General features: G+C 46.7%; 17 protein-coding genes, 3 tRNA genes and 1 pseudogene. 11 read left to right on the top strand and 10 right to left on the bottom strand.

Features of this window, described 5'->3' with window-relative positions:
* Positions 1 to 65 precede the first annotated feature (65 nt).
* From ACO6UX_RS05905 to ACO6UX_RS05915, 3 genes are all read left to right on the top strand, one after another.
* The gene (locus ACO6UX_RS05905; RefSeq protein ID WP_422445748.1) at positions 66 to 1,172 is read left to right on the top strand and encodes a serine/threonine-protein kinase; all 1,107 of its coding nucleotides are present in this window, start codon (positions 66 to 68) and stop codon (positions 1,170 to 1,172) included.
* Between the two features lie 35 nt (positions 1,173 to 1,207).
* Entirely contained in the window at positions 1,208 to 3,169 is a 1,962-nt protein-coding gene (locus tag ACO6UX_RS05910; RefSeq protein WP_422445750.1) for a serine/threonine-protein kinase, read from the top strand.
* Between the two features lie 321 nt (positions 3,170 to 3,490).
* Positions 3,491 to 4,699 carry a hypothetical protein gene (locus ACO6UX_RS05915; protein ID WP_422445752.1) on the top strand — a complete coding sequence of 403 codons (1,209 nt, stop codon included), beginning with the start codon at positions 3,491 to 3,493 and terminating at the stop codon, positions 4,697 to 4,699.
* Positions 4,700 to 4,787: 88 nt separating this feature from the next.
* Here the strand turns inward: ACO6UX_RS05915 and ACO6UX_RS05920 are convergent.
* The 3 genes from ACO6UX_RS05920 to ACO6UX_RS05930 form a co-directional block, all read right to left on the bottom strand.
* Positions 4,788 to 4,880: transfer RNA gene (locus ACO6UX_RS05920), tRNA-Ser, on the bottom strand.
* A gap of 9 nt (positions 4,881 to 4,889) precedes the next feature.
* Positions 4,890 to 4,966 (bottom strand) — tRNA-Arg (locus ACO6UX_RS05925).
* Positions 4,967 to 5,029: 63 nt separating this feature from the next.
* Positions 5,030 to 5,106: transfer RNA gene (locus tag ACO6UX_RS05930), tRNA-Arg, on the bottom strand.
* Between the two features lie 232 nt (positions 5,107 to 5,338).
* On the opposite strand from ACO6UX_RS05930, the gene ACO6UX_RS05935 reads away from it, so the two are divergent.
* Positions 5,339 to 5,707: a hypothetical protein gene (locus ACO6UX_RS05935; protein WP_422445754.1), complete on the top strand. Its 369-nt coding sequence runs from the start codon at positions 5,339 to 5,341 to the stop codon at positions 5,705 to 5,707.
* On the opposite strand, the gene tnpA (ACO6UX_RS05940) is transcribed toward ACO6UX_RS05935, so the two are convergent.
* Complete coding sequence (gene tnpA / locus ACO6UX_RS05940) at positions 5,702 to 5,842, bottom strand: IS66 family insertion sequence element accessory protein TnpA (protein ID WP_422445756.1); 141 nt, start codon at positions 5,840 to 5,842, stop codon at positions 5,702 to 5,704. The genes ACO6UX_RS05935 and tnpA (ACO6UX_RS05940) overlap by 6 nt on opposite strands.
* A 369-nt stretch (positions 5,843 to 6,211) precedes the next feature.
* Here tnpA (ACO6UX_RS05940) and ACO6UX_RS05945 point away from each other — a divergent pair, with 369 nt between their 5' ends.
* Complete coding sequence (locus ACO6UX_RS05945) at positions 6,212 to 8,479, top strand: collagenase (RefSeq protein ID WP_422445758.1); 2,268 nt, start codon at positions 6,212 to 6,214, stop codon at positions 8,477 to 8,479.
* A gap of 106 nt (positions 8,480 to 8,585) precedes the next feature.
* On the opposite strand, the pseudogene ACO6UX_RS05950 reads toward ACO6UX_RS05945, so the two are convergent.
* Both ACO6UX_RS05950 and tnpA (ACO6UX_RS05955) read right to left on the bottom strand, forming a co-directional pair.
* Positions 8,586 to 8,791, bottom strand: a pseudogene (locus ACO6UX_RS05950) (transposase domain-containing protein); the annotation flags it as partial.
* 199 nt (positions 8,792 to 8,990) lie between these two features.
* Positions 8,991 to 9,167 (bottom strand): IS66 family insertion sequence element accessory protein TnpA, encoded by a 177-nt coding sequence (gene tnpA / locus ACO6UX_RS05955; RefSeq protein WP_422445760.1) that lies wholly within the window; start codon positions 9,165 to 9,167, stop codon positions 8,991 to 8,993.
* 361 nt (positions 9,168 to 9,528) lie between these two features.
* Between tnpA (ACO6UX_RS05955) and ACO6UX_RS05960 the strand changes: the two genes are divergently transcribed.
* Entirely contained in the window at positions 9,529 to 10,050 is a 522-nt protein-coding gene (locus tag ACO6UX_RS05960; protein WP_422445762.1) for a PPC domain-containing protein, read from the top strand.
* A gap of 41 nt (positions 10,051 to 10,091) precedes the next feature.
* Here the strand turns inward: ACO6UX_RS05960 and ACO6UX_RS05965 are convergent, their stop codons facing one another.
* Positions 10,092 to 10,358: a hypothetical protein gene (locus ACO6UX_RS05965; protein WP_422445764.1), complete on the bottom strand. Its 267-nt coding sequence runs from the start codon at positions 10,356 to 10,358 to the stop codon at positions 10,092 to 10,094.
* Positions 10,359 to 10,594: 236 nt separating this feature from the next.
* On the opposite strand from ACO6UX_RS05965, the gene ACO6UX_RS05970 reads away from it, so the two are divergent.
* From ACO6UX_RS05970 to ACO6UX_RS05980, 3 genes are all read left to right on the top strand, one after another.
* Positions 10,595 to 10,807 carry a hypothetical protein gene (locus ACO6UX_RS05970; RefSeq protein ID WP_422445766.1) on the top strand — a complete coding sequence of 71 codons (213 nt, stop codon included), beginning with the start codon at positions 10,595 to 10,597 and terminating at the stop codon, positions 10,805 to 10,807.
* A 65-nt stretch (positions 10,808 to 10,872) separates the two neighbouring features.
* Positions 10,873 to 11,265, top strand: a complete 393-nt coding sequence (locus ACO6UX_RS05975; protein ID WP_422445768.1) for an IS66 family transposase — start codon at positions 10,873 to 10,875, stop codon at positions 11,263 to 11,265.
* A gap of 274 nt (positions 11,266 to 11,539) precedes the next feature.
* On the top strand, positions 11,540 to 12,736 hold the full coding sequence (locus ACO6UX_RS05980; protein ID WP_422445770.1) for a hypothetical protein: 1,197 nt from the start codon (positions 11,540 to 11,542) through the stop codon (positions 12,734 to 12,736).
* 19 nt (positions 12,737 to 12,755) lie between these two features.
* On the opposite strand, the gene ACO6UX_RS05985 is transcribed toward ACO6UX_RS05980, so the two are convergent.
* Together ACO6UX_RS05985 and ACO6UX_RS05990 are read right to left on the bottom strand one after the other, a co-directional pair.
* On the bottom strand, positions 12,756 to 13,742 hold the full coding sequence (locus ACO6UX_RS05985) for a J domain-containing protein (protein ID WP_422445772.1): 987 nt from the start codon (positions 13,740 to 13,742) through the stop codon (positions 12,756 to 12,758).
* 138 nt (positions 13,743 to 13,880) lie between these two features.
* Complete coding sequence (locus tag ACO6UX_RS05990) at positions 13,881 to 15,068, bottom strand: MATE family efflux transporter (RefSeq protein WP_422445774.1); 1,188 nt, start codon at positions 15,066 to 15,068, stop codon at positions 13,881 to 13,883.
* Here ACO6UX_RS05990 and ACO6UX_RS05995 point away from each other — a divergent pair.
* Entirely contained in the window at positions 15,067 to 15,711 is a 645-nt protein-coding gene (locus ACO6UX_RS05995; protein WP_422445776.1) for a TetR family transcriptional regulator, read from the top strand. The genes ACO6UX_RS05990 and ACO6UX_RS05995 overlap by 2 nt on opposite strands.
* A gap of 74 nt (positions 15,712 to 15,785) precedes the next feature.
* A complete protein-coding gene (locus tag ACO6UX_RS06000; protein ID WP_422445778.1) occupies positions 15,786 to 17,921 on the top strand; it encodes an ankyrin repeat domain-containing protein in 2,136 nt (711 codons plus the stop codon).
* A gap of 51 nt (positions 17,922 to 17,972) precedes the next feature.
* On the opposite strand, the gene ACO6UX_RS06005 is transcribed toward ACO6UX_RS06000, so the two are convergent.
* A complete protein-coding gene (locus ACO6UX_RS06005) occupies positions 17,973 to 19,493 on the bottom strand; it encodes a fumarate hydratase (protein WP_422445780.1) in 1,521 nt (506 codons plus the stop codon).
* Positions 19,494 to 19,841 lie beyond the last annotated feature (348 nt).

Below are 19,841 nucleotides of genomic sequence, written 5' to 3' on the forward strand. Positions count from 1 at the left end.
TAGGTATAGTACCTTTACAAACCAGCTCGAAGGTTTTTAGCGGACGCTTGAGCCCGGGGGACACAATGCCTCAAAGAATTGCAGATGAAATGGGACAACATCATTTCCAGCATCTGCCACCAAAACAACCTGAGCCTGTAAAAGGTTGCCTTGGCAGGCACCCTGTAACTCCAGAGACAGGACAACGTTATGTGAACGCAGACACCGCCAGGGCCGTCAATGGGAAAACTCAAAGGCATCTTTTGCAACGAAACGTTCACCCCAACGCAGCCCTTTATCTGCAGCAAGCAGCACCTGTTACCTTTCAGGGGGCCACTATCGATAAAGAGTACAACTACCCGATCGTGCCTAAAAAAGATTTACTTAAGGTCAGGAAGTTAGGCAGAGGGACTTATGGCTCAGTGGTGCTTGTGATACACAGATATACCCATCAATACCTTGCCCTGAAAATGGTGGGTAACGATACTGATCGCAGGCAAGAGTGTGCACAGTTAATAAGAATTCAACGGGCAATAGCAAAAATCCATGGTAACACAGAGAATATTGTCAACCTTATTTCCCTGAGTCGAGGAAGGTCAGATAGAAAATATGTTCTTATGGAGTATGGGGGGCGGGATTTACTGGGCTCATCAAAAAAGTATGGCCGTTTCAGGGGGAACGAGCTTAAAAGAACTTTTTTCCAGGCTGTTAAGGGCGTTAACACCCTGTTTAGAGCCGGTTACCAGCATCATGACATTAAACCTGCAAATATCCTGATTAGTAGAAAAGGTGTTGTGAAGATCTGCGATTTCGGCCTGGCAGAAAAAATGGGCAGGGGAACTCAAATTGGCAGGGGAACACCAGAGTATATGCCTCCGGAAAAACTGTATGATTTGCGCGGCGGCCCCATTGATAGAGCTGATTCCTGGTCCCTGGGGTGTACATTTGCTGAACTGCGCTTAGGTTACCCTGTCATGATCGGTACTCGCACTATATGGGAAAGTCACAAGCTCCCTGGTGAGACAATAGCTCATCTGAAAACGATGCGAGAAGAGGCATACCAGCAGCTTCTGCAACGGGAAGGCAGGCAAGCAGCTGAGTTATTCAGGTCATTAACCAAGCTGCATCCTGGTGACCGGCTGTCCACCACCCAGGCGCTGAAGCACCCTTACTTTGCTGCTTGCTATTCTTGATATATTCAGAAAGATACATAGCATCGGATCATGACATGGAACGTTTCAACGTAACCTCGCCCTTATATATAAACCCTGAACAAATCAATCTGGCTGAACCAAAAGCAGCAAATTATTCGGGGATCGAAGAAAAAAAAGGCACCAAGATACTGGATAGCGATGGAAAACTGGTCTCTAAATGGGGACGACGTATTGAAAATCACTTTAATAAAGCGTTTATTGACGAAAAAAAATCCGTTCCGAAAGCCAACATGTATGAATTTGAAAAATGCATAACCAACAGACGTATCGAAGTATTAATGGAAGAAGTTCAAGAAGATCAGGAAGGTAAAAACAGATCAGACCACGTTGACAGTATTTTAAAACTTCCCGATGAAATACCAGAAGAGTGTACTTTTTTTGACAAGAATCAGTTCAGGAAGCTGATCGAATCAGATACTGAAGTCTATCTCTCCCATGAAATCAATCGTTGCAAATCGGGTGCAAGCCTTGTTGCATTAAAAAAAGAAGTCAACCGGCTTAAGGCAGGCAATAAGCTACCAGCCAACGTGATCGACTCACTCAACCAAAAAATACATGATCAGATGGCAGTTCTGGTGAAGGCTATGCCGAACCATCTTAAAAGCATCCCCTACGATGGAGACCCGGAAAAAGACTTTAATATGGCCATGAAAAAATGTAATGCCATCAAAAACCTCTTTAATGCCGCTGAGCATATTGATAAAAACCTGGCTGTCAGGCTTGAAAAAGAAATATGTGAGATGATGGTTAATACATTCTCAAGCGATGTAAGTGAAATCAAAAAGTTATGCCTTGCCCGGAACAATCTGAAAGAGAGTGAACAATTATCAAAAAACATTCAAAATTTAAGAGAGGAAACAGTAGAACCATTTCTTAAGACAGTTGCCGTAAATCCAGAAAAACACTACCAGAAAATTCAAGGCAGTACAGAAAAAGCAATAACGGAATTAGAAAATCAACGCAAGATAACCCCTGACAACACAAGCAACCTGAACAACAAAGTCAGTAAAAGTTCGATAACAGATAGCACTGAAACACCTCTTGTGCAAAAAGATGGGCAGTCCAATGTGCTTCTTGATCTTCAACCAGCTGAACCTATCACTTTTCAGGGTGCCCCAATCGATCCTGAGTACAACTGTGCAATCATACCCAAAAAAGAATTAAAAAAGAGCAAGACATTAGGCAAAGGAGGTTTTGGCTCTGTGGTTCTTGTAAAACACAAGCGTACCAATCAACAATTCGCCCTTAAAATTGTTGGCGATGAGACTGAGCGCAGAGATGAGTGTGCAAAAATGGTAAGAATTCAGCGGGCAATAGCAGCAACCGGTGAGAACACAGAGAATATTGTCAACCTTGTTTGCCTGAGTCGTGGAAAATCCGATCAAAAATACATTCTTATGGAATATGGCGGTCATGATTTACTGAACTCATTAGAACAGGATGGTCTTTTTAGAGGTGAAGAACTGAAAAGCACTTTTTTTCAGGCTACCAGGGGTATTAACACGCTATTTAAAGCCGGCTACCAACACCATGATATTAAACCAGAAAATATTCTGATCAATGGAAAAGGTCTGGTGAAGATATGCGACTTCGGGTTTTCAGCAAAAATGGACAGGGCCACTCCAGTTCTCAGCGGAACACCAGATTATATATCACCGGAAAAAATGTATAATTTGACCAAAAAACCTAATGTCAGAGCAGACTCCTGGGCCCTGGGATGTACTTTTGCTGAAATGTGTTTAGGTGGTGATCCTGTAATGCCTGTTACTCAAGATATGTGGGAACGTAAGATGTCTTATAAAGAGGCTTTAGCCCAGCTAAAAGAAGCGAGAGAGGATGCTTACCAGAAACTTCTGGAAGTGGAAGGCGAACAAGCTGCGGATTTTTTCAGGGCTTTAACAGAACCAGACCCTAAAATGCGCCTGTCCCCCACTGAAGCGCTTGAGCACCCTTACTTTGAGTCTTACCATTCCTGACAAGAAGCAATTCTATTGCTCCATTTATCCAGATCCGAGTCGCCACGACAGGCATCGATAAAGTCTCTCCTGACTTAAGTTGTCTGTTGACCGGAATGCCAAAAGCATATTTGTTGATAATGAGATCGACCCAGACAGAAAGCCCCAGCGTTCCTTAAAATTGAACTTATTGCTGACTTGATTATCAAACGAAGTTGCCGGTTTACCACTTCTTAATAATACTCTGAGTAACGTCACCCTTGATCTACAAGGATTATTATCTTCGAGTCGGAAAAAGACTGGTTATCCTGTAAATTAACTGAAAATTTATGAGATTATATTATGCAGCCAGTAAACTCCCTAACTAAACTAGCTGAGCCTTCTAATTATTTAATGGCTGGAGAGAGCTCAGATAATAAGTGTTCAGATAATAAGCGCACAGATAACAACAGCCCAACAAATAAATACATTAATTACAGCTCACCTGAAAGATCAGGTAAAAACACACAAAAAACTCTAGCCGAGCATGAGACGATTACTGTTATTGAGCCTAAGGTTACTCACGATCCTGAACCAAACGCTTCAGCTTCTTTGTTACCATCTTCATCATATCCATTTTTAGGTGCTGAATCAGAAACAACCAGTTTTGATTCTGAATCAGAAGCTATCGTCATGGATATTGCCAGAGAAATGGAGTCAAAGGTGTCGGCTGATATTTCTCTCCCGGATGGCTGGAAGATAATGCCAGAGAAAACACCATGCAGCGACCTTATTGAAGGATTGGTAATTGACAATACTGGAATGCCTCGAATTCAATACAGTGGAAAAACAGCCTTTTATGATGCTTACTTAATTGCACGCCAACTAAATTACGAGAATGCTTTACAAAAACGGACTGAAATTCAATCTGCTGAATTAATTAAAAAACAGCAAATGGCAGCTTATAGTCAGCTAAAAAAACTGATGGGTGCAGAAGTTTTTAAGTGTTTCGCTGACCATGATAACATATTATATGGTGGTATGGCACATATGGGTTATGGATCACGTCTTTTTGCAAAAGTTGACACAGTCTTAAACTGGTACGATACAGAACAAAACAAATCAAATGTTGAACAATTTTTGCATGGTGAATTTAAAGGAACGAAAGCAGCTATTAAACTTGAGCAATTCATCGAAATGTTCGTTATCCATGAGGATTTAGATTTGATAACGAGTCTTTGTACAGGAGAAGATACTGGACTTTTCAATGCAAGGTTCAGACCAATTCCAAATCAAGGAAACATTTATGAGCAATGGAAGCAAATAAGAGACAATCCACAATCTCATCAACACGATACACAACATGCATCTCTAGCAAGATCCCACTCAAAGGAGCGTATTTGTACAAGAGAAGATATTAGACTTGCCCAAGCAAGGATCGGATCAACTCCAAATCAAGGAAACATTTATGAGCAATGGAAGCAAATAAGAGACAATCCACAATCTCATCAACACGATACACAAGGTGAATATTACGCAAGATTCCGCCCAAAGGAGTGTATTATATTCTAGGAATGATCTGGACTAACCGAACTTAATACGTACTATCTATCTGATTCGATAGTCTTAGCTTTCTTGGCAAAACGCTAGAAAAGATAAATGGCGGTGAGGGAGGGATTCGAACCCTCGATACGGCTACAAACCGTATACTCCCTTAGCAGGGGAGCGCCTTCAGCCTCTCGGCCACCTCACCGTTTCAATATGGCGCGCTCGGGAGGATTCGAACCTCCGACCGCCTGGTTCGTAGCCAGGTACTCTATCCAGCTGAGCTACGAGCGCGTTGTTTGAAGCGACGTGAAAGATATTTGAATCAATTCAATTCGTCAATCACTTTTGTTGACTTGGCGCGCTCGGGAGGATTCGAACCTCCGACCGCCTGGTTCGTAGCCAGGTACTCTATCCAGCTGAGCTACGAGCGCCCTGCGTCAACGGAGACAAACTATAGAGATTTCATTGGGTTGAGTCAAATACGGTTTTTACGGATCTGTTCATATCCAACCAACTGTTTCATGAACTTTGTAATTTAATCGTTGTCCTAAGAGTCAGGGTATCAAGCTGCCTCCGTATTGCCTTATTTTTTTATTAATGAAACAAACACTCCAGCACTGTACACGACAAAAATCAGAAGTAAGTCAGCAGGATCCAATGGTTGTGATTTGCAATGCTGAGCCTTGGCGAGCCATTGACGATTATCTCCGGAGATGGCAAATAGAAACCATGTTTCAAGCGATGAAAGGCAGAGGCGTTAACCTTGAGGAAACTCGCCTGAAGGATCGGGATAAAATATCAAAATTGCTCTGTAGTCTGGCATTAGCCTTTTGCTGGGCATACAAGACGGGGGATTGGATAAATGAAGCAACCCCGATCAAGGTAAAAAGTCATGGACGTAAAGCACAGTCCATTTTTCGTGCAGGGCTGGATTATCTCGCCAGAATTCTCAATCACGTGAATACTTGGCTGGAAGAAATATATGAAGCAGTAGAACTGTTATTTGAGGTCAGCTGGGAGAAGGCCTCATGAAAATTGTCGTGTACAGTGCAGGCAAATATTATTTAACTCGCAAAAGCCTTTTTGATTGACACCACTTTCCTGTTGCTGGTCGATAAGGTTTTGCCACTGTGCAGAAGTGCGGCGATTCGATATCTTTTGATGCATGGCTCGCTCCTGTTCTTGAAACAGGTGAAAGCGTGGCAGTCAAAGGCAGGTTTTTGAAGACGTCCTCAAATAAGCGCTTACGTCTGGTTACCGATGTAAAACATCAACAGGCCCTAATAAGAATATCAGTTATAAAAAAAAAGTATTATTAGCAGATAAAGAATAATAGAAGAATTGAGAGCTACTATCATAATGATGTAATGATCATTCATTACTCATGCGCTACTGCTTTCTTCCTCCCATTTTATCCGTTGGCCTACCTGTTCGAGGTGTATTTTATACGTAGATTATTACTATTCAAACTCTTCAGATCTTCCCACATCCAATATTCATTTAATGATTAAATTCGTATTCTCAAAGGCTTTTCAGATGAAGCACTCTCTCATAGCAAGCCTATTCACAGTAGTGATTATTAACCTTACATTTATCTTCAACGCACATGCTATTACTCTGGACTTTGAAACAAGAGTGATACATGGCAGACAGATCGAGGAAATTCTGGATGGAAAGCCACTGCCACCCAATAACCCCCATCAAAAAGTCAGGGATTTTCTGATTCAGGAAAAGTTGAGCCAACTTGCAGTTACCAGAGGTTTAACCTGCACCCCTGAGAGTTTCGCCGCGCTCGGAGGACAGCAACTGACGGAAGCTATTCGTAAAGCTGAGTTGGCATGTATAAATAACTTGTTTTCAGTAACAGGAATCATTAGTAGCCAACTGTTTAGTCAGGACAAAATGATAACTGTAGCTAATGAAGTAACTCGTTTTTCACAAAATTATACTGGCGATAATTCTGAGGGTTTACAGCAAATGATCCTCTATTTAAGGGCTGGGTATTATGTGCAATTTTATCAGCCAGACACCGTTGGGGATTATGACTCCCGTCTTGCCAGTGCTATGCAGCAAGCTCTTGATTCATTCTTTGCCAACCCAAATGCCTTTGCTGTTTCTGACAAAAATGGTGAGGTGTTGTCTGAAGCAGTCACATTAATTGATAGCTCCGCCCAGAATACCCGTTATATTTTTGTCATAAAGCGTCTACTTACATCCTATAATCAGGAGTTTGAAGCCAGCAGAAATATGACCATTGCAGTTAATAATGGTATGACAGTTTTGTTTCGTGGACACCAGCTGAAGCCATTTGTAACGGCTATAGAAAGGGATACGACACTTCTTGATGACTTGTATAATTTTTACAATACGAAACAACATCTTCTTGGAACAGACAATGAATATCTTCTGGTTAATGTCGTCCGGGAGCTTGGGCGCTTTGTTCAGCACAATAAGCTTCAGCCAAAGGTAAGCGGACAACTAAATGCAATTCTGAGTCAACAAAATAACAGTGAAAAAGGCACGCCATTATGGCTGGTTGCCGCTGAAATAGCTTCATATTATGACAATGAAAACTGTGAGCATTATGGCATTTGCAATTTCAAGGAAGAGGTTGAAAACAATGCTCTTGTTTTCAATCATACCTGTAGTAAAACACTGAAAGTTCGCTCGCAAAATATGACGGTTGCTCAAGCAGAATGGATCTGCGATCAATTATCAGAGCAAGAGGAATATTTCCATAACAAATTACGGACCAACTTCCAGCCAGTAGCGAATGACCTGAACGATGACCTTGAGCTGGTGATCTTCAACACTGCCAAAGATTATAAAATGTATGCCGGTTTACTATTTAATATCAGTACCGATAATGGAGGAATGTACCTTGAAGGCGCACCTGAGAAACCTGACAACCAAGCCCGGTTTATTGCCTACGAGGCCGACTGGCTGAGACCTGAATTCCATGTCTGGAACCTTCGGCACGAGTATGTACATTACCTGGATGGCCGATTCAACATGGCAGGTGATTTTCGTCGTTCAACCTCCACTGATACCATTTGGTGGATTGAAGGACTGGGAGAATATATCTCACACCGGAATGAGTATCCTGAAGCAGTGTCCCTTGCTCGAACCAAACAATACCCATTGAGTACCGTTTTTCGAAATAGCTATAGCAGTGGTACAACACTAATCTATCGATGGGGTTATCTCGCTGTGCGCTTTATGTTCGAGCGACATCCATCTGAAATTTCTGAAATGCTATCCTTGACACGCAGTAATGATTACAAAGCTTACCGGGCATGGATAGACAGAATTGGAAAATTACATGATGATGAGTGGTACGGTTGGCTCGATACTGTTGAAAGCACAGATAACCAACTCTCGGATTATGGTCCACGGGATGATGACTCTATCCCTGACAATGGTGATGATGAGCCTGCTATACCTGATACTCCAGTCACTGATACTCCAGTCACTGACCATGATATTGAAAACTCCCAGTTACATAATAAAATACCCAAGGTTGGTCTAAGCTCTGGTAAAAACCCGTATTTTTATATCTATATCCCCTCCGGAACCAGAAGCTTGATTTTCACCATAGACGGCAGAAGTGGTAACGGAGAGCTTGAAATACTCATTCGACCAGATCAGTGGCCAAGCGACAGCGAGTACGAATTTTCAGAGCTCAGCCAAGGTGACAGGAAATCAATCAATATCAACCCACTTAAAACTGGCACATACTACTATGTGATGGTTAAAGGAAAGGGGCAATTCAGCTGTATTGAACTCATGGCCAGTTATAACTGAAGTGGTTTAATGACTTAGTACACCTCGTTAAGCACAATAGTGCAGTTGATGACGAGGTAAAAAGGTGAAGGTGGTCGTAAGCGTCCAAGCAGGGGGCAGACTCCCCCTACTTGTCAAGATCGGCTTTTAATGGATTGGCCCCGAATTTCTCTTTCCAGAGTCGCGGTATCAGTTCCCTGATATCACGGGGCCGGGTGGAGGCTGATACGCTGTAGAACATCAACCAGGTATTTGTAAGGATCGATACCCGCCAGCAGGCAACTGGTGATCAGCGTCTGGAACACGGCTATCTGCGCCTTTTTCTGTCCAGCAGAGTCGAGTTAGCCTGAGGGAATTTCCCCCCCAAGCTTCTCACAGATCCGTACGTGTATCCTGTCATACGGCTCTTGGTCACACATTTGATGCACGAAGTAATTCCCAGTGAGCAAATAAGTTCGGCCTCATCTTCCTCAGTTTTCCGAGCCTTCGCTCCGCTTCCCGAGTCGATATCCGGTATTTATTACTTGCCCACTTAATCAGTGTATATAACAGCGGTCTGTGCTAATTTGCGCTTCCAGAGGGTGAACGTTGACAGGCAAATATTATTTAACTCGCAAAAGCCTTTTTGATTGACACCACTTTCCTGTTGCTGGTCGATAAGGTTTTGCCACTGTGCAGAAGTGCGGCGATTCGATATTTTTTGATGCATGGCTCGCTCCTGTTTTTGAAACAGGTGAAAGCGTGGCAGTCAAAGGCAGGTCTTTGAAGACGTCCTCAAATAAGCGCTTACGTCTGGTTACCGATGTAAAACTTCAACAGGCTAAGAATATCAGTTATAAAAAAAAAGTATTATTAGTAGATAAAGAATAATAGAAAAATTGAGAGCTACTATCATAAAGATTTAATGATCATTCATTACTCATGCGCTACTGCTTTCTACCTCCCACTTTATCCGTTGGTCTACCTGTTCGAGGTGTATTTTATACGTAGATTATTACTATTCAAACTCTTCAGATCTTCCCACATCCAATATTCATTTAATGATTAAATTCGTATTCAAAGGTTTTCAGATGAAGCACTCTCTTATAGCAAGCCTATTAACAGTAGTGATTATTAACCTTACATTTATCTTCAACGCACATGCTATTACTCTGGACTATGAAAGTACAGATAACCAACTCTCAGGTTATGGTCCACGGGATTATGACTCTATCCCTGACAATGGTGATGATGAGCCTATTCTACCTGATACTCCAGTCACTGACCATGATATTGAAAACCCCCAGTTACATAATAAAATACCCAAGATTGGTCTAAGCTCTGATAAAAACCGTTATTTTTATATCTATATCCCCTCCGGAACCAAAAGCTTGATTTTCACCATAGACGGCAGAAGTGGTAACGGAGAGCTTGAAATACTCATTCGACCAGATCAGTGGCCAACCGACAGCGAGTACGAATTTTCAGAGCTCAGCCAAGGTGACAGGAAATCAATCAATATCAGCCCACTTAAAACTGACACATACTACCATGTGATGGTTAAAGGAAAGGGACAATTCAGCTGTATTGAACTCATGGCCAGTTATAACTGAAGTGGTTTAATGACTTAGGACACCTCGTTAAGCACAATAGTTCAGTTGATGACAAGGTAGATAAGGAGAAGGTGATCTATCCGGTGCAGGTACTCTGCGAAGTGGTGCAAGTGGGGCGCAGTGGCTTTTACTGCTGACAGAAACAACAGACTCAGCAGGAGAACTCCAGGGCTGAACAGTTCCGTCTGGAGGTTGATGCACACTAATACCCTTACACCCCGTTCTTCCTGAGCGGAGTCGAAGGATGGGAGCACCGCACTTCGACTTCGCTCAGTGCGAACGGTATGGATATCAACGCTTGCCTGCATTGCCCTTGCATTGCCAGTATACCGACCATCCCTGGTCATAAAAGATGGGAGGACGAACCTCCCGCCAACCCATGCAAGCAAGTCTCAGGGGCAAAGGTGTCGCGACTTTGCCGTCCTGCATCGCTTCGCGTCCCGCCGCTGATTTTCCTCCGTTTTACATGCTCCCTGATCTGGCTTTCACTAAGGTAGATATCCCAGAGTAGTTCCAGTAATTGAGGCTGGGTAACGGCGCAGCCATGATGCTGGACCAACGCATAAGCCTGAAGCTGTGGGCCAAAGTGATGACCATGCAGATTGGCTGGCGGTTTGCCACTGATGGCTTTCCCTCCGGGGTCAACCATTGTTCAAGCCAGTATCGAATGGTCTTAACCCGAATACCAGCTCCTGAACGGTATAGGGCTCCCGACCGTGCCGAACAGAACCCTCTGGAATGTCCCCAGGAGCAATAGTATCTTCTTCAGAGACAGGTGGGCATTGCGGCTGGGTTCGTTGGCGTGGAGTTGACTCATCAGGTTTGTTCACTCAGATTTGTCTGTCTACCGGTGCTCGCTGGGGAGAGATCGAGAGCCTGGCAAATCATTGGGAAGGGCTTGTCCGGTTTATTCAGAATCCGGATGTTCCTATGGACAACCATATCGCTGAGCAGACATTACGCGGCCCGGTGGTTGGAAGAAAAAACTACTACGGTAGCGGAAGTGAGTGGAGTACAGAACTGGCTGCGTGGCTCTTTACTGTTCTGACGCCCCTTAAGCTCTGGAAAATAAATCAGAAACTGTGGCTGACAGGTTATCTTGAAGCTTGCATTGCCAATGACCGGCAACCGCCAGTAGATTTAAGCCAGTGGATTTGGCTGATGGATGAAAGTCGCCTCAACGAATTACGAATCCATGACCCGCCTGACAGCTAATGTCAATCCAGTCTGAAGGTCTTATGGGGCGGGGTATCCCTGCGTGGTGTACTTGCGTGGCCGGTATTAGCGAATAGTTACTTACGGATCTGTTCATATCCAACCAACTGTTTCCTGAACTTTGTAATTTAATCGCTGTCATAAGAGTCAGTATCAAGCTGCCTCAGTATTCCCTTGTTTTTTATTAATGAAACAAACACACCAGATGAATACGTTGGAATGAAAAAAACGATTTCTCCACCAAATACACAATCTGGTCTTGAGAAACCCAATTATGGATAATTTAGCTTCCACGCCTGGTATACCATTTCCTTCCTCAGTGCCTCTCAAGCACCCGGATTCAGGGGATGTGATTATTTGTCCATCCTGTCAGGAGTCTTGTTTTCAGGGCAGAAAAGCCAATCTGGTGCAAAGAAGGCCTGAGCATCGGACGATTCCAGAAGATCCCGCACAATGCCCGGTATGCAAGAAAGTCGTTGATTCACGAAATCTTTCTCCTGTTACCCTGGCCAATGAAATTTCCAAACTCCGGGAAAACCAATACCATGACCTGAGAGTTGCCCTCAGCATAGACGATCAGATGGCGGCCGCAGTAATTCAGGACCTGATGGGTAAAGGTGCTATTTTGCCTCTTGAAGAACGGTCCCGGGCCTTGAAAAAAGCTCTTGGGATTACTGACTATGAGGCGTCTTGTTACGAATGCATGAAGCATATTGCCCTGCAGATTTTGCCCTATTCACTTACAAAGCCAATGGGTATGTACCCGGTTATGCCCAGACATGCCACCGCCTTATGGCAAATGGGTGTCAGCCTCTCGCCGGAAGAACTGCATCAGGCTCTGATCGTTTTGCTGCAATCAATTGAAAGTGATGACGGCGATCCAAGCAACCATCGCCGTCTGATTCAGGAAGACCATATCAAATTACTGGTTCAGATCGCAGAGACCATTCCCAGTGAACAGTTGTCCGGGATCATGCAACCAATATTCAATTCTGAAGATGAAGTCAGTATGGGATATATCACGCTCTTGCAGGGAATAGCGTCCGACCCATCCTCCCATCGCCTGCTTGATGCCGCTTGCAATGATCTGGATATGGAACAAAAGTCCATTATTATGAGAATCACCCTGACGCTCAACAGTGATGAAGGCAGTAAGCTCTTTCGCTCCCTGAAAAACAGAAATGGCTCCCTGACACCAGAAGAACTGCCCAAAGCCCTGAAGGAAGTCCTGGGGAGAAACAGTTCCTGCTCTAACACCCTTTACGATTGCGTTATTGACTATGCTAACGACCTGTTTGATCTGGGTGCCCGTCTGGACCAGCTTGAGTGGGAAGAGGCGATGCACAAAGCAAACGAACTAAAATACAATCGGGATAAGATGATGGGTGATCTTCACATCGCCTTCCTGAAACGAGACGAGACAGCGTTCAGTTTGTGGGAATCGACTCAAATGGATGCTCTGCTGAATTAATTCCCCCACCAGGGCGCTATCAGCTTTGACCTTTGAACAAATCTGAATCTTCGATCAGGTGCCTGTTTGCCTCAGTAATTATTTGAAAAGTTTTGTTACTCTCATCAACGTTCCCAGGGTTTTTATCAGGATGACACCTTAGTGCCAGTTTCCGGTAGGCTTTTTTTACATCATTCAGGCTGGCACCTTCCGTCAACCCCAATACATTAAGTGACTGTCGATTCTTTTGGACCATCTGCTCTGCAGAGAGTTTGCGCGGGGCACCTTTTGGGTGAATTTTCCCAACCAACTGGCGCAGATAATCTACGTTGCCATCGGACTCTCTGATCAGGTTATCCACTACTGCCCGTGCTTCCTCCGGGGAAAAGCCTTTTTTCTCAATTTGTTCAATCATCCAGGGGCGCAGTGTGTTGGCATTTTTATCACTTTGAGCATGAGGAGCATCAGAAACCCACTGCTGAAACCGGTTCAGGTCTGAGCCAGCGATGTTCAGCGCATTAACAATGGCTTCATGGGACCGGTCCGGGCGGTAGCCTTTGGCGGTGAATTGCCCCATTGCCCATTGATAATTTTGCCGCTGCAGTTCTCGAAAGGCAGACTGTGGGGTCAATGGCGTGGTGTTAACCATGATTTCCACCGAGCGATAATCATAGCCGCACTGGGTTAACACCCGTTCTGCCATAACTCTGGCAACAGAGGGGGCATAACCTTTGCCTTGGAATTGGTGGGTAGCCCAGTTAAACCACTGCAGCCGAAGAATTGCTGTACTGGTTGGCTGGTTAATCATGCCACTCTTGTTGACTGGCTGGATAACCACGCCATTTATCACGTAGCCAGCTATTTTTTTGTTACGGTATTGTTTGGGAAGAAGATCCCTTTTAGGGACCGGATCCGTTTTACTGACTTTTCGTCCGAACTTTTTCCCGGATGCCGTCTCCTGAACTTGGGGTTTACCTGCCAGATGGTAAACACTACGTAGCCCGCCAATGCCATTCATGCCATCCATCAATCGTTTCCTTTTCCCAGTGATATTTAGTCAGGTTATCGGAGCAACGGTTGGCAGTTTTAATTCAGGCAGCCTTTCGGAAGGCTGCCCACAGGCAAGCACCACAGTGGGTTCTGGAAACAAAACACAACGTCAGTATTAAGTACGACAGACTCCTGAGTTGCCCACTTTATTATTCGCTGATGCCACATCTTTACCCACCATCATTTCAGGTGTTGCCCGGTAAAACAGCGTGACACTGAGGGCAAACGTCAGTAGTTCGGCCACCGGCAGGGCAAGAAAGGCACCTTCAAGCCCCAGGGTTTTCCAGAATAGAATGATCAGCACCAATGGCAATACCAGAGAGCGACTGACAGCAATCAGGGCCGACTGGGTAGCCGCATGCATACCGGTAAAATAGCCGGACAGGGTAATGTTGATACCGTTAAACAGAAACGTCGGCCAGATGACGGCAATGATCGACATGGTCAGCGCCAGCGTGGCCACTTCGTCACTCTGAATAAAGACACTGGCCAGCTCCTCAGGATAAACCAGCAGAGCCATCGCAAAGGTAATACCCACCATAATGGCAAGACCAACAGCCAGTCTCACAAAGCTGACAATACGCTCTGGCTTTCTGGCACCGAAGTTAACGCTGACAAGAGGCCCCAGGGCTTCTGCAGTGCCGTATGCCACCATGATGCTGAGCCACAGGATATAATTGACAATGGTAAAGGCGGCAACGCCGGTAGTGCCTGCTTCAATAATCAGAATCCAGTTAATAACGAACATGAGCAGTCCACCGGACATCTCATTTATAAACTCGGAAAAGCCATTGTAAGCAGCCCGGAACAACTCAGACCAGGAACCATAGGGTTTAATCAACCGAATGCGGGCCTGCCTGCCAAAGAAACGTACCATCAGAAACGCAGTACCCAGCGTATAAGCGATACCACTGGCAAATGCTGCGCCACTGACACCCCAGCCCCACATTTTGATAAACAACGCATCCAGTACAATGTTCGTGAAGGCGGTAAGCACCAGCCCGGCCAGGGCATAATTTGGCGCATCATCAACCCGGGCAAAATACGATAAGGTGTAAGCCAGCCCCATGAACAACATAAAAGGCGAAATTATACGGATATATTCCGTGGTCAAAGGCAGTGCTTCCTCGTCGGCTCCCACAAAAGCCGCGATATCCCCGGCGAAAAAGTGTGCCAGGCTGGACACAGTGAGGGCAAAGATAACAATCACCGTCAGGGATTTGGTAAAAATATTGGACGCCCTGCGTGTATCTCCGGCCCCCAGGGCTTTACCGGCAACCACCGCACCACCTACCAGCATCATGACACACAGGCCAAAGGATGAAAAACGCAAAGCTATTCTGGAGGCCACCCTCTCCCTGGTGGTGTCCTGTGGCTTTGCCGGCATAACTGCCCGCAAGGTTGCCGCCGAAATGGGTGCCGCTACGGGAACCATCCACCATCACTTTTCGTCGCTGGATGAGTTGAAAACCGAAGTAATCCGTTATGCCATATCATCATCCGTTGACTCCGACCTGGAGGCCATTAAGGGATTACCACCCTACGAAGCCCTGCTGCAGATGTTACTGCCATCAAACTTCCCGGACCGTGAGTTTGAAAACCGGGTGTGGCTCAGTGCTGCCGATGAAATGTGGCGCAATGAACAGCTGAAAACGGTCTATTGTGAGTCCATGGTCAGCCTGACAGACCTGATTGGAGGTGTGATTACCCTCGGCCAAAAACAAGGATTGTTTGATCCAGCCCTGGATAGCCGACAATGCGCCTGGAAGTTAATGGCCACCAGCTTCACACTGTCCAATTATTCCTACCTTGGTGATAGCAGCCTCAATCTTACGGCCATCGATGAGTTGGTGATCAACGATATCCGGCTGACACTGGGCATAAAAGATCCCGGGGTTGGCAAGATGCGCGTAAGTACCAGCAATCAGGCAACTGTCGCCTGGTGAGTAACAGGCCGGAACCTTTTTCAGGGTGATTGCTCTAAGGATCCTGAAACATATTCGGACTGATGGTAATTACCATGCAACCACTTAATGCCAGGGGCTATCCTGGCTGGCCACCAACCGGTGCTGCTGAAAATTCAGCGGCGTCAAAGGCATTAGTCGACACTGCTTTATCGGCTTGTGCAAAACAGATTCCCCCAAGCTCTGGCCCCGGCGATCTGGCAACATCCGATCGCAATGGATTACCACCACCCAATGGTCGCAAACGGTCTGTGGCAATGCAGTCCGGAGTCAGGACCAACGGCCTGGCTGTTACCGACGACAACCGTTGTGTGGGTGCCTACTCTGCCAACATACTCCCACTGAATTGCGCCGTTGAGTCCGGTGATATCAGGATGGTGGCGTGGCAACTGCAAAATGGTGCAGAGGTTGATGGCAGCAACGAACAATTGCTCAAGCGACCTGCCTGCCAGTCCCCCTCCAGGCTTACTCCATTAAGCCGGGCTGCCATATACGGGTTATCTGACATAACCCGGTTGCTGTTGGAGTCCGGGGCACCTGTTGACCACTGCGATGCCAAGGGCCTGACACCACTGGCTACGGCTGCTGGCCGGGGTAACATCAAAGTAATGCAGCTGTTGCTGGATTACCGGGCAAACGTTAACGGCAATACCATCGGCTTACGGACTCCCCTGACCCAGGCTGCCAGGTGGGGACAGGTTGAGGCGATAAGCCTGCTGCTGGAGCATGGCGCGGATATTGACCGCCATGTCCGCGCGGGGAAAATACTGCGCCCCATGGCTGTCTGGCGGAGATATGACACGGATATCTACTACTATGCCCACGCAGCGGAATCACCGCTGTCTCAGGCTGCCAAGCGTGGACAGATTAAGGCGATAAGCCTGTTGCTGGCCCATGGTGCGGATGTTCACAGCCATGTCTGCGGAGGGGAAACACCACTGTCCCAGGCTGCCCGGCGGGGACAGGTTGGCGCGATAAGCCTGTTGCTGGAGCATGGCGCGGATATTCACAGCCATGCCAGCGGGGAGGAAACGCCACTGGCCCAGGCGGCAAAATATGGACAAGTTGGCGCGATAAGCCTGTTGCTGAAGCACGGCGCGGATATTTACAGCCATACCCGAGGAGAGGAAACGCCCCTGGCTCAGGCGGCAAAATATGGGCAGGTTGAAGCGATCAGCCTGTTGCTGGAGCACGGCGCAGATATTCACAGCCATACCAGCGGAGCAGCAACGCCCCTCACTCTGGCGGCAGAGTATGGCCAGATTGGGGCGATAAGCCTGCTGCTAAATAGAGGGGCCGACGTTAATAGCCAAACGTCCGGAAGTGGGACACCACTGCGAAAGGCTGCGGTCAGGGGATATACTGAGATTGTCAGGCTACTGCTGAGTTATGGAGCCAACATTCAAAGCTGTGACAACAGCTATGGGGAGAATTCCCTGAGCAAAGCGGTCATGCACGGGCATGTTCACGTAGTCAAGCTGTTATTGGAACATAGTGCACAATGGCAAGGCCCGTGGAAAGGCCTGCTGAGACTGGCTGTTGAAAAAGCCCCCATCGAGATCGTGAAATTGCTGTTGCAGCATAATGCGAATGATGTAAACGGCCTTAAAAACCGAACATTTCCACCACTTTCAGCGGCCATCGCCAAGTGGGATATGGAGTTAGTGAAACTTCTGTTGCAATCGGGAGCCAATCCTGACTGCATCGATTGTGATACCTTTCCATGCACTTCGCTGGCTATTGCGGCCCAATCCGGGCGAATTAAATTTGTTGAACTACTGTTGCAATCAGGGGCCGATGTTCACGGCAGGACCACTGGAAAGTATACGCCCTTGACGCTGGCAGCAGCTCAAGGACATAACCAGGTGGTGAAGTTATTGTTGCAGCATAAGGCAGATGTTCATAGCCGTGACCAGGGTAAAGGTACCCCCCTGTTCTGGGCCAACGAAAACAGGTTTTATGAAATTGCTTTTGACCTGCTCCAGCACGGCGGCTGTCCTCAAAGAAGCTCGACACCGGATGTTATCCGAACAGTCACTCAGAAATTAGGCTACGACCCTCTGGAAAAGCCTCCCGGTCTGCAAACTTTGTGCAAGAGAAGGCTGAGGGCTGCGTTTGATAAACAAACAATGTCCTCTTTCAACTTGCCTTATTTGTTGAAAAAAGAACTTCTGAAATGTACGCCTGAATGAAAAATTTCCCCTGCAGCCCTGCCAGTAATGGCAGGGCGGGGATTGTCTGGCTTATTGAATCTTCAGCACCTGCTCTTCGATCTTCTTTTTCCAGATCTGCGGACCTGTGTTGTGTACCGATTCGCCACGGCAGTCTACCGCTACCGTCACCGGCATATCTTCCACTTCAAATTCGTAGATCGCTTCCATTCCCAGTTCAGGGAAGGCCAGCACTTCCGCCTTTTTCACCGCCTGGGAGACCAGGTAAGCGGCACCACCGACGGCGATCAGGTAAACAGACTCATTATCCCTGATAGCCTCAATGGCTGCCGGGCCGCGCTCTGCCTTACCGATCATACCGGCAAGACCGGTGCTCTCCAGCATGGTGCGGGTAAACTTATCCATACGGGTTGAGGTGGTTGGGCCAGCCGGGCCAACGGCTTCATCACGCACAGGGTCAACGGGGCCTACGTAGTAGATAAAGCGCCCTTTCAGATCAACCGGCAGCTCTTCCCCTTTGGAGATCATATCCACCATGCGTTTATGGGCGGCATCCCGACCGGTGAGAATCTTGCCAGACAGCAGCACAGTATCACCTGGCTGCCAGCTTTTGATGTCATCATGGCTCAGGTTGTCGACATTGACCTTGCGCACCCCTTCGCCCATATCCAGGCTGACTTCCGGGTAGTCATCAATATTCGGTGCTTTCTGATATACCGGACCATTGCCGTTCAAGGTAAAGTGGGCATGGCGAGTGGCGGCACAGTTGGGAATCATGGCCACAGGCAGAGAAGCGGCGTGGGTGGGGTAATCCTTGATTTTGATATCCAGCACGGTGGTCAAACCACCCAGGCCCTGGGCACCGATGCCCAGCTTGTTCACTTCATCCATAATCTCCAGACGCAGCTCTTCCACCCGGTTCTGCGGACCACGGGCACGGAGTTCATGAATGTCGATGGGTTCCATCAAGGCTTCTTTGGCCATCAGCATGGCTTTTTCAGCGGTACCGCCAATACCGATACCCAACATGCCGGGAGGACACCAGCCAGCCCCCATGGTCGGTACCGTCTTTTTCACCCACTCAACAATGCTGTCGGATGGGTTGAGCATAACCATTTTGGATTTGTTTTCAGAGCCACCACCTTTGGCAGCCAGTTCCACCTCAACGGTGTCTCCCGGCACCAGGGTCATATGGATAACCGCTGGCGTGTTGTCTCTGGTGTTTGTGCGGGCACCGGCAGGATCGGCCAGGACGGAAGCACGGAGTACGTTGTCCGGATGGGTATAGGCCCGGCGAACACCTTCGTTGATCAGGTCTTCAATGGAGCGGTCAGTATCAAAACGTACATTCATACCCACACGGACAAAAACAGTAACGATACCGGTATCCTGGCAGATAGGACGCTTGCCCATGGCGCACATTCTGGAGTTCACCAGAATCTGAGCCATGGCATCTTTCGCCGCCCTGGACTCTTCTTTCTGGTAGGCCTGATAAACCGCATCAATAAAATCAATGGGATGATAGTAGGAAATAAACTGCAGTGCGTCCGCCACACTCAGAATTAAATCATCTTCCCGAATCACAACATTCATTGGTTTTCACCCCTTGTTCTACGATTTTATTGCGCAATCCGACCTTGCCGATTTGAACCTGTGCAATAAACTGAGAGCATTATGCACATTTGCACAGTTTTAACGGCAGGCAAACCTCATCTTATTTTGACGGGGATTATACCAACGCCAAAAGCTAATAACATTGATTAACCGCAGGAGAGGTAAAGTTTTCTCAAAAAGCGTCGCTACGGACGCTTAAGTCCGACAGGCTCCTAGGAGGCTGACCGAGAATAGACTGCCCTACTGCGGTGGCAGCAAATTGGTCTAAAAATCCGCTTTTGTTCGGCAAATAGCCCCGCTATTCACCTCACAAAACCGAATTTTTAT

This window comes from Endozoicomonas sp. ALB091, from assembly GCF_049310265.1.
Classification (GTDB): Bacteria; Pseudomonadota; Gammaproteobacteria; order Pseudomonadales; family Endozoicomonadaceae; genus Endozoicomonas.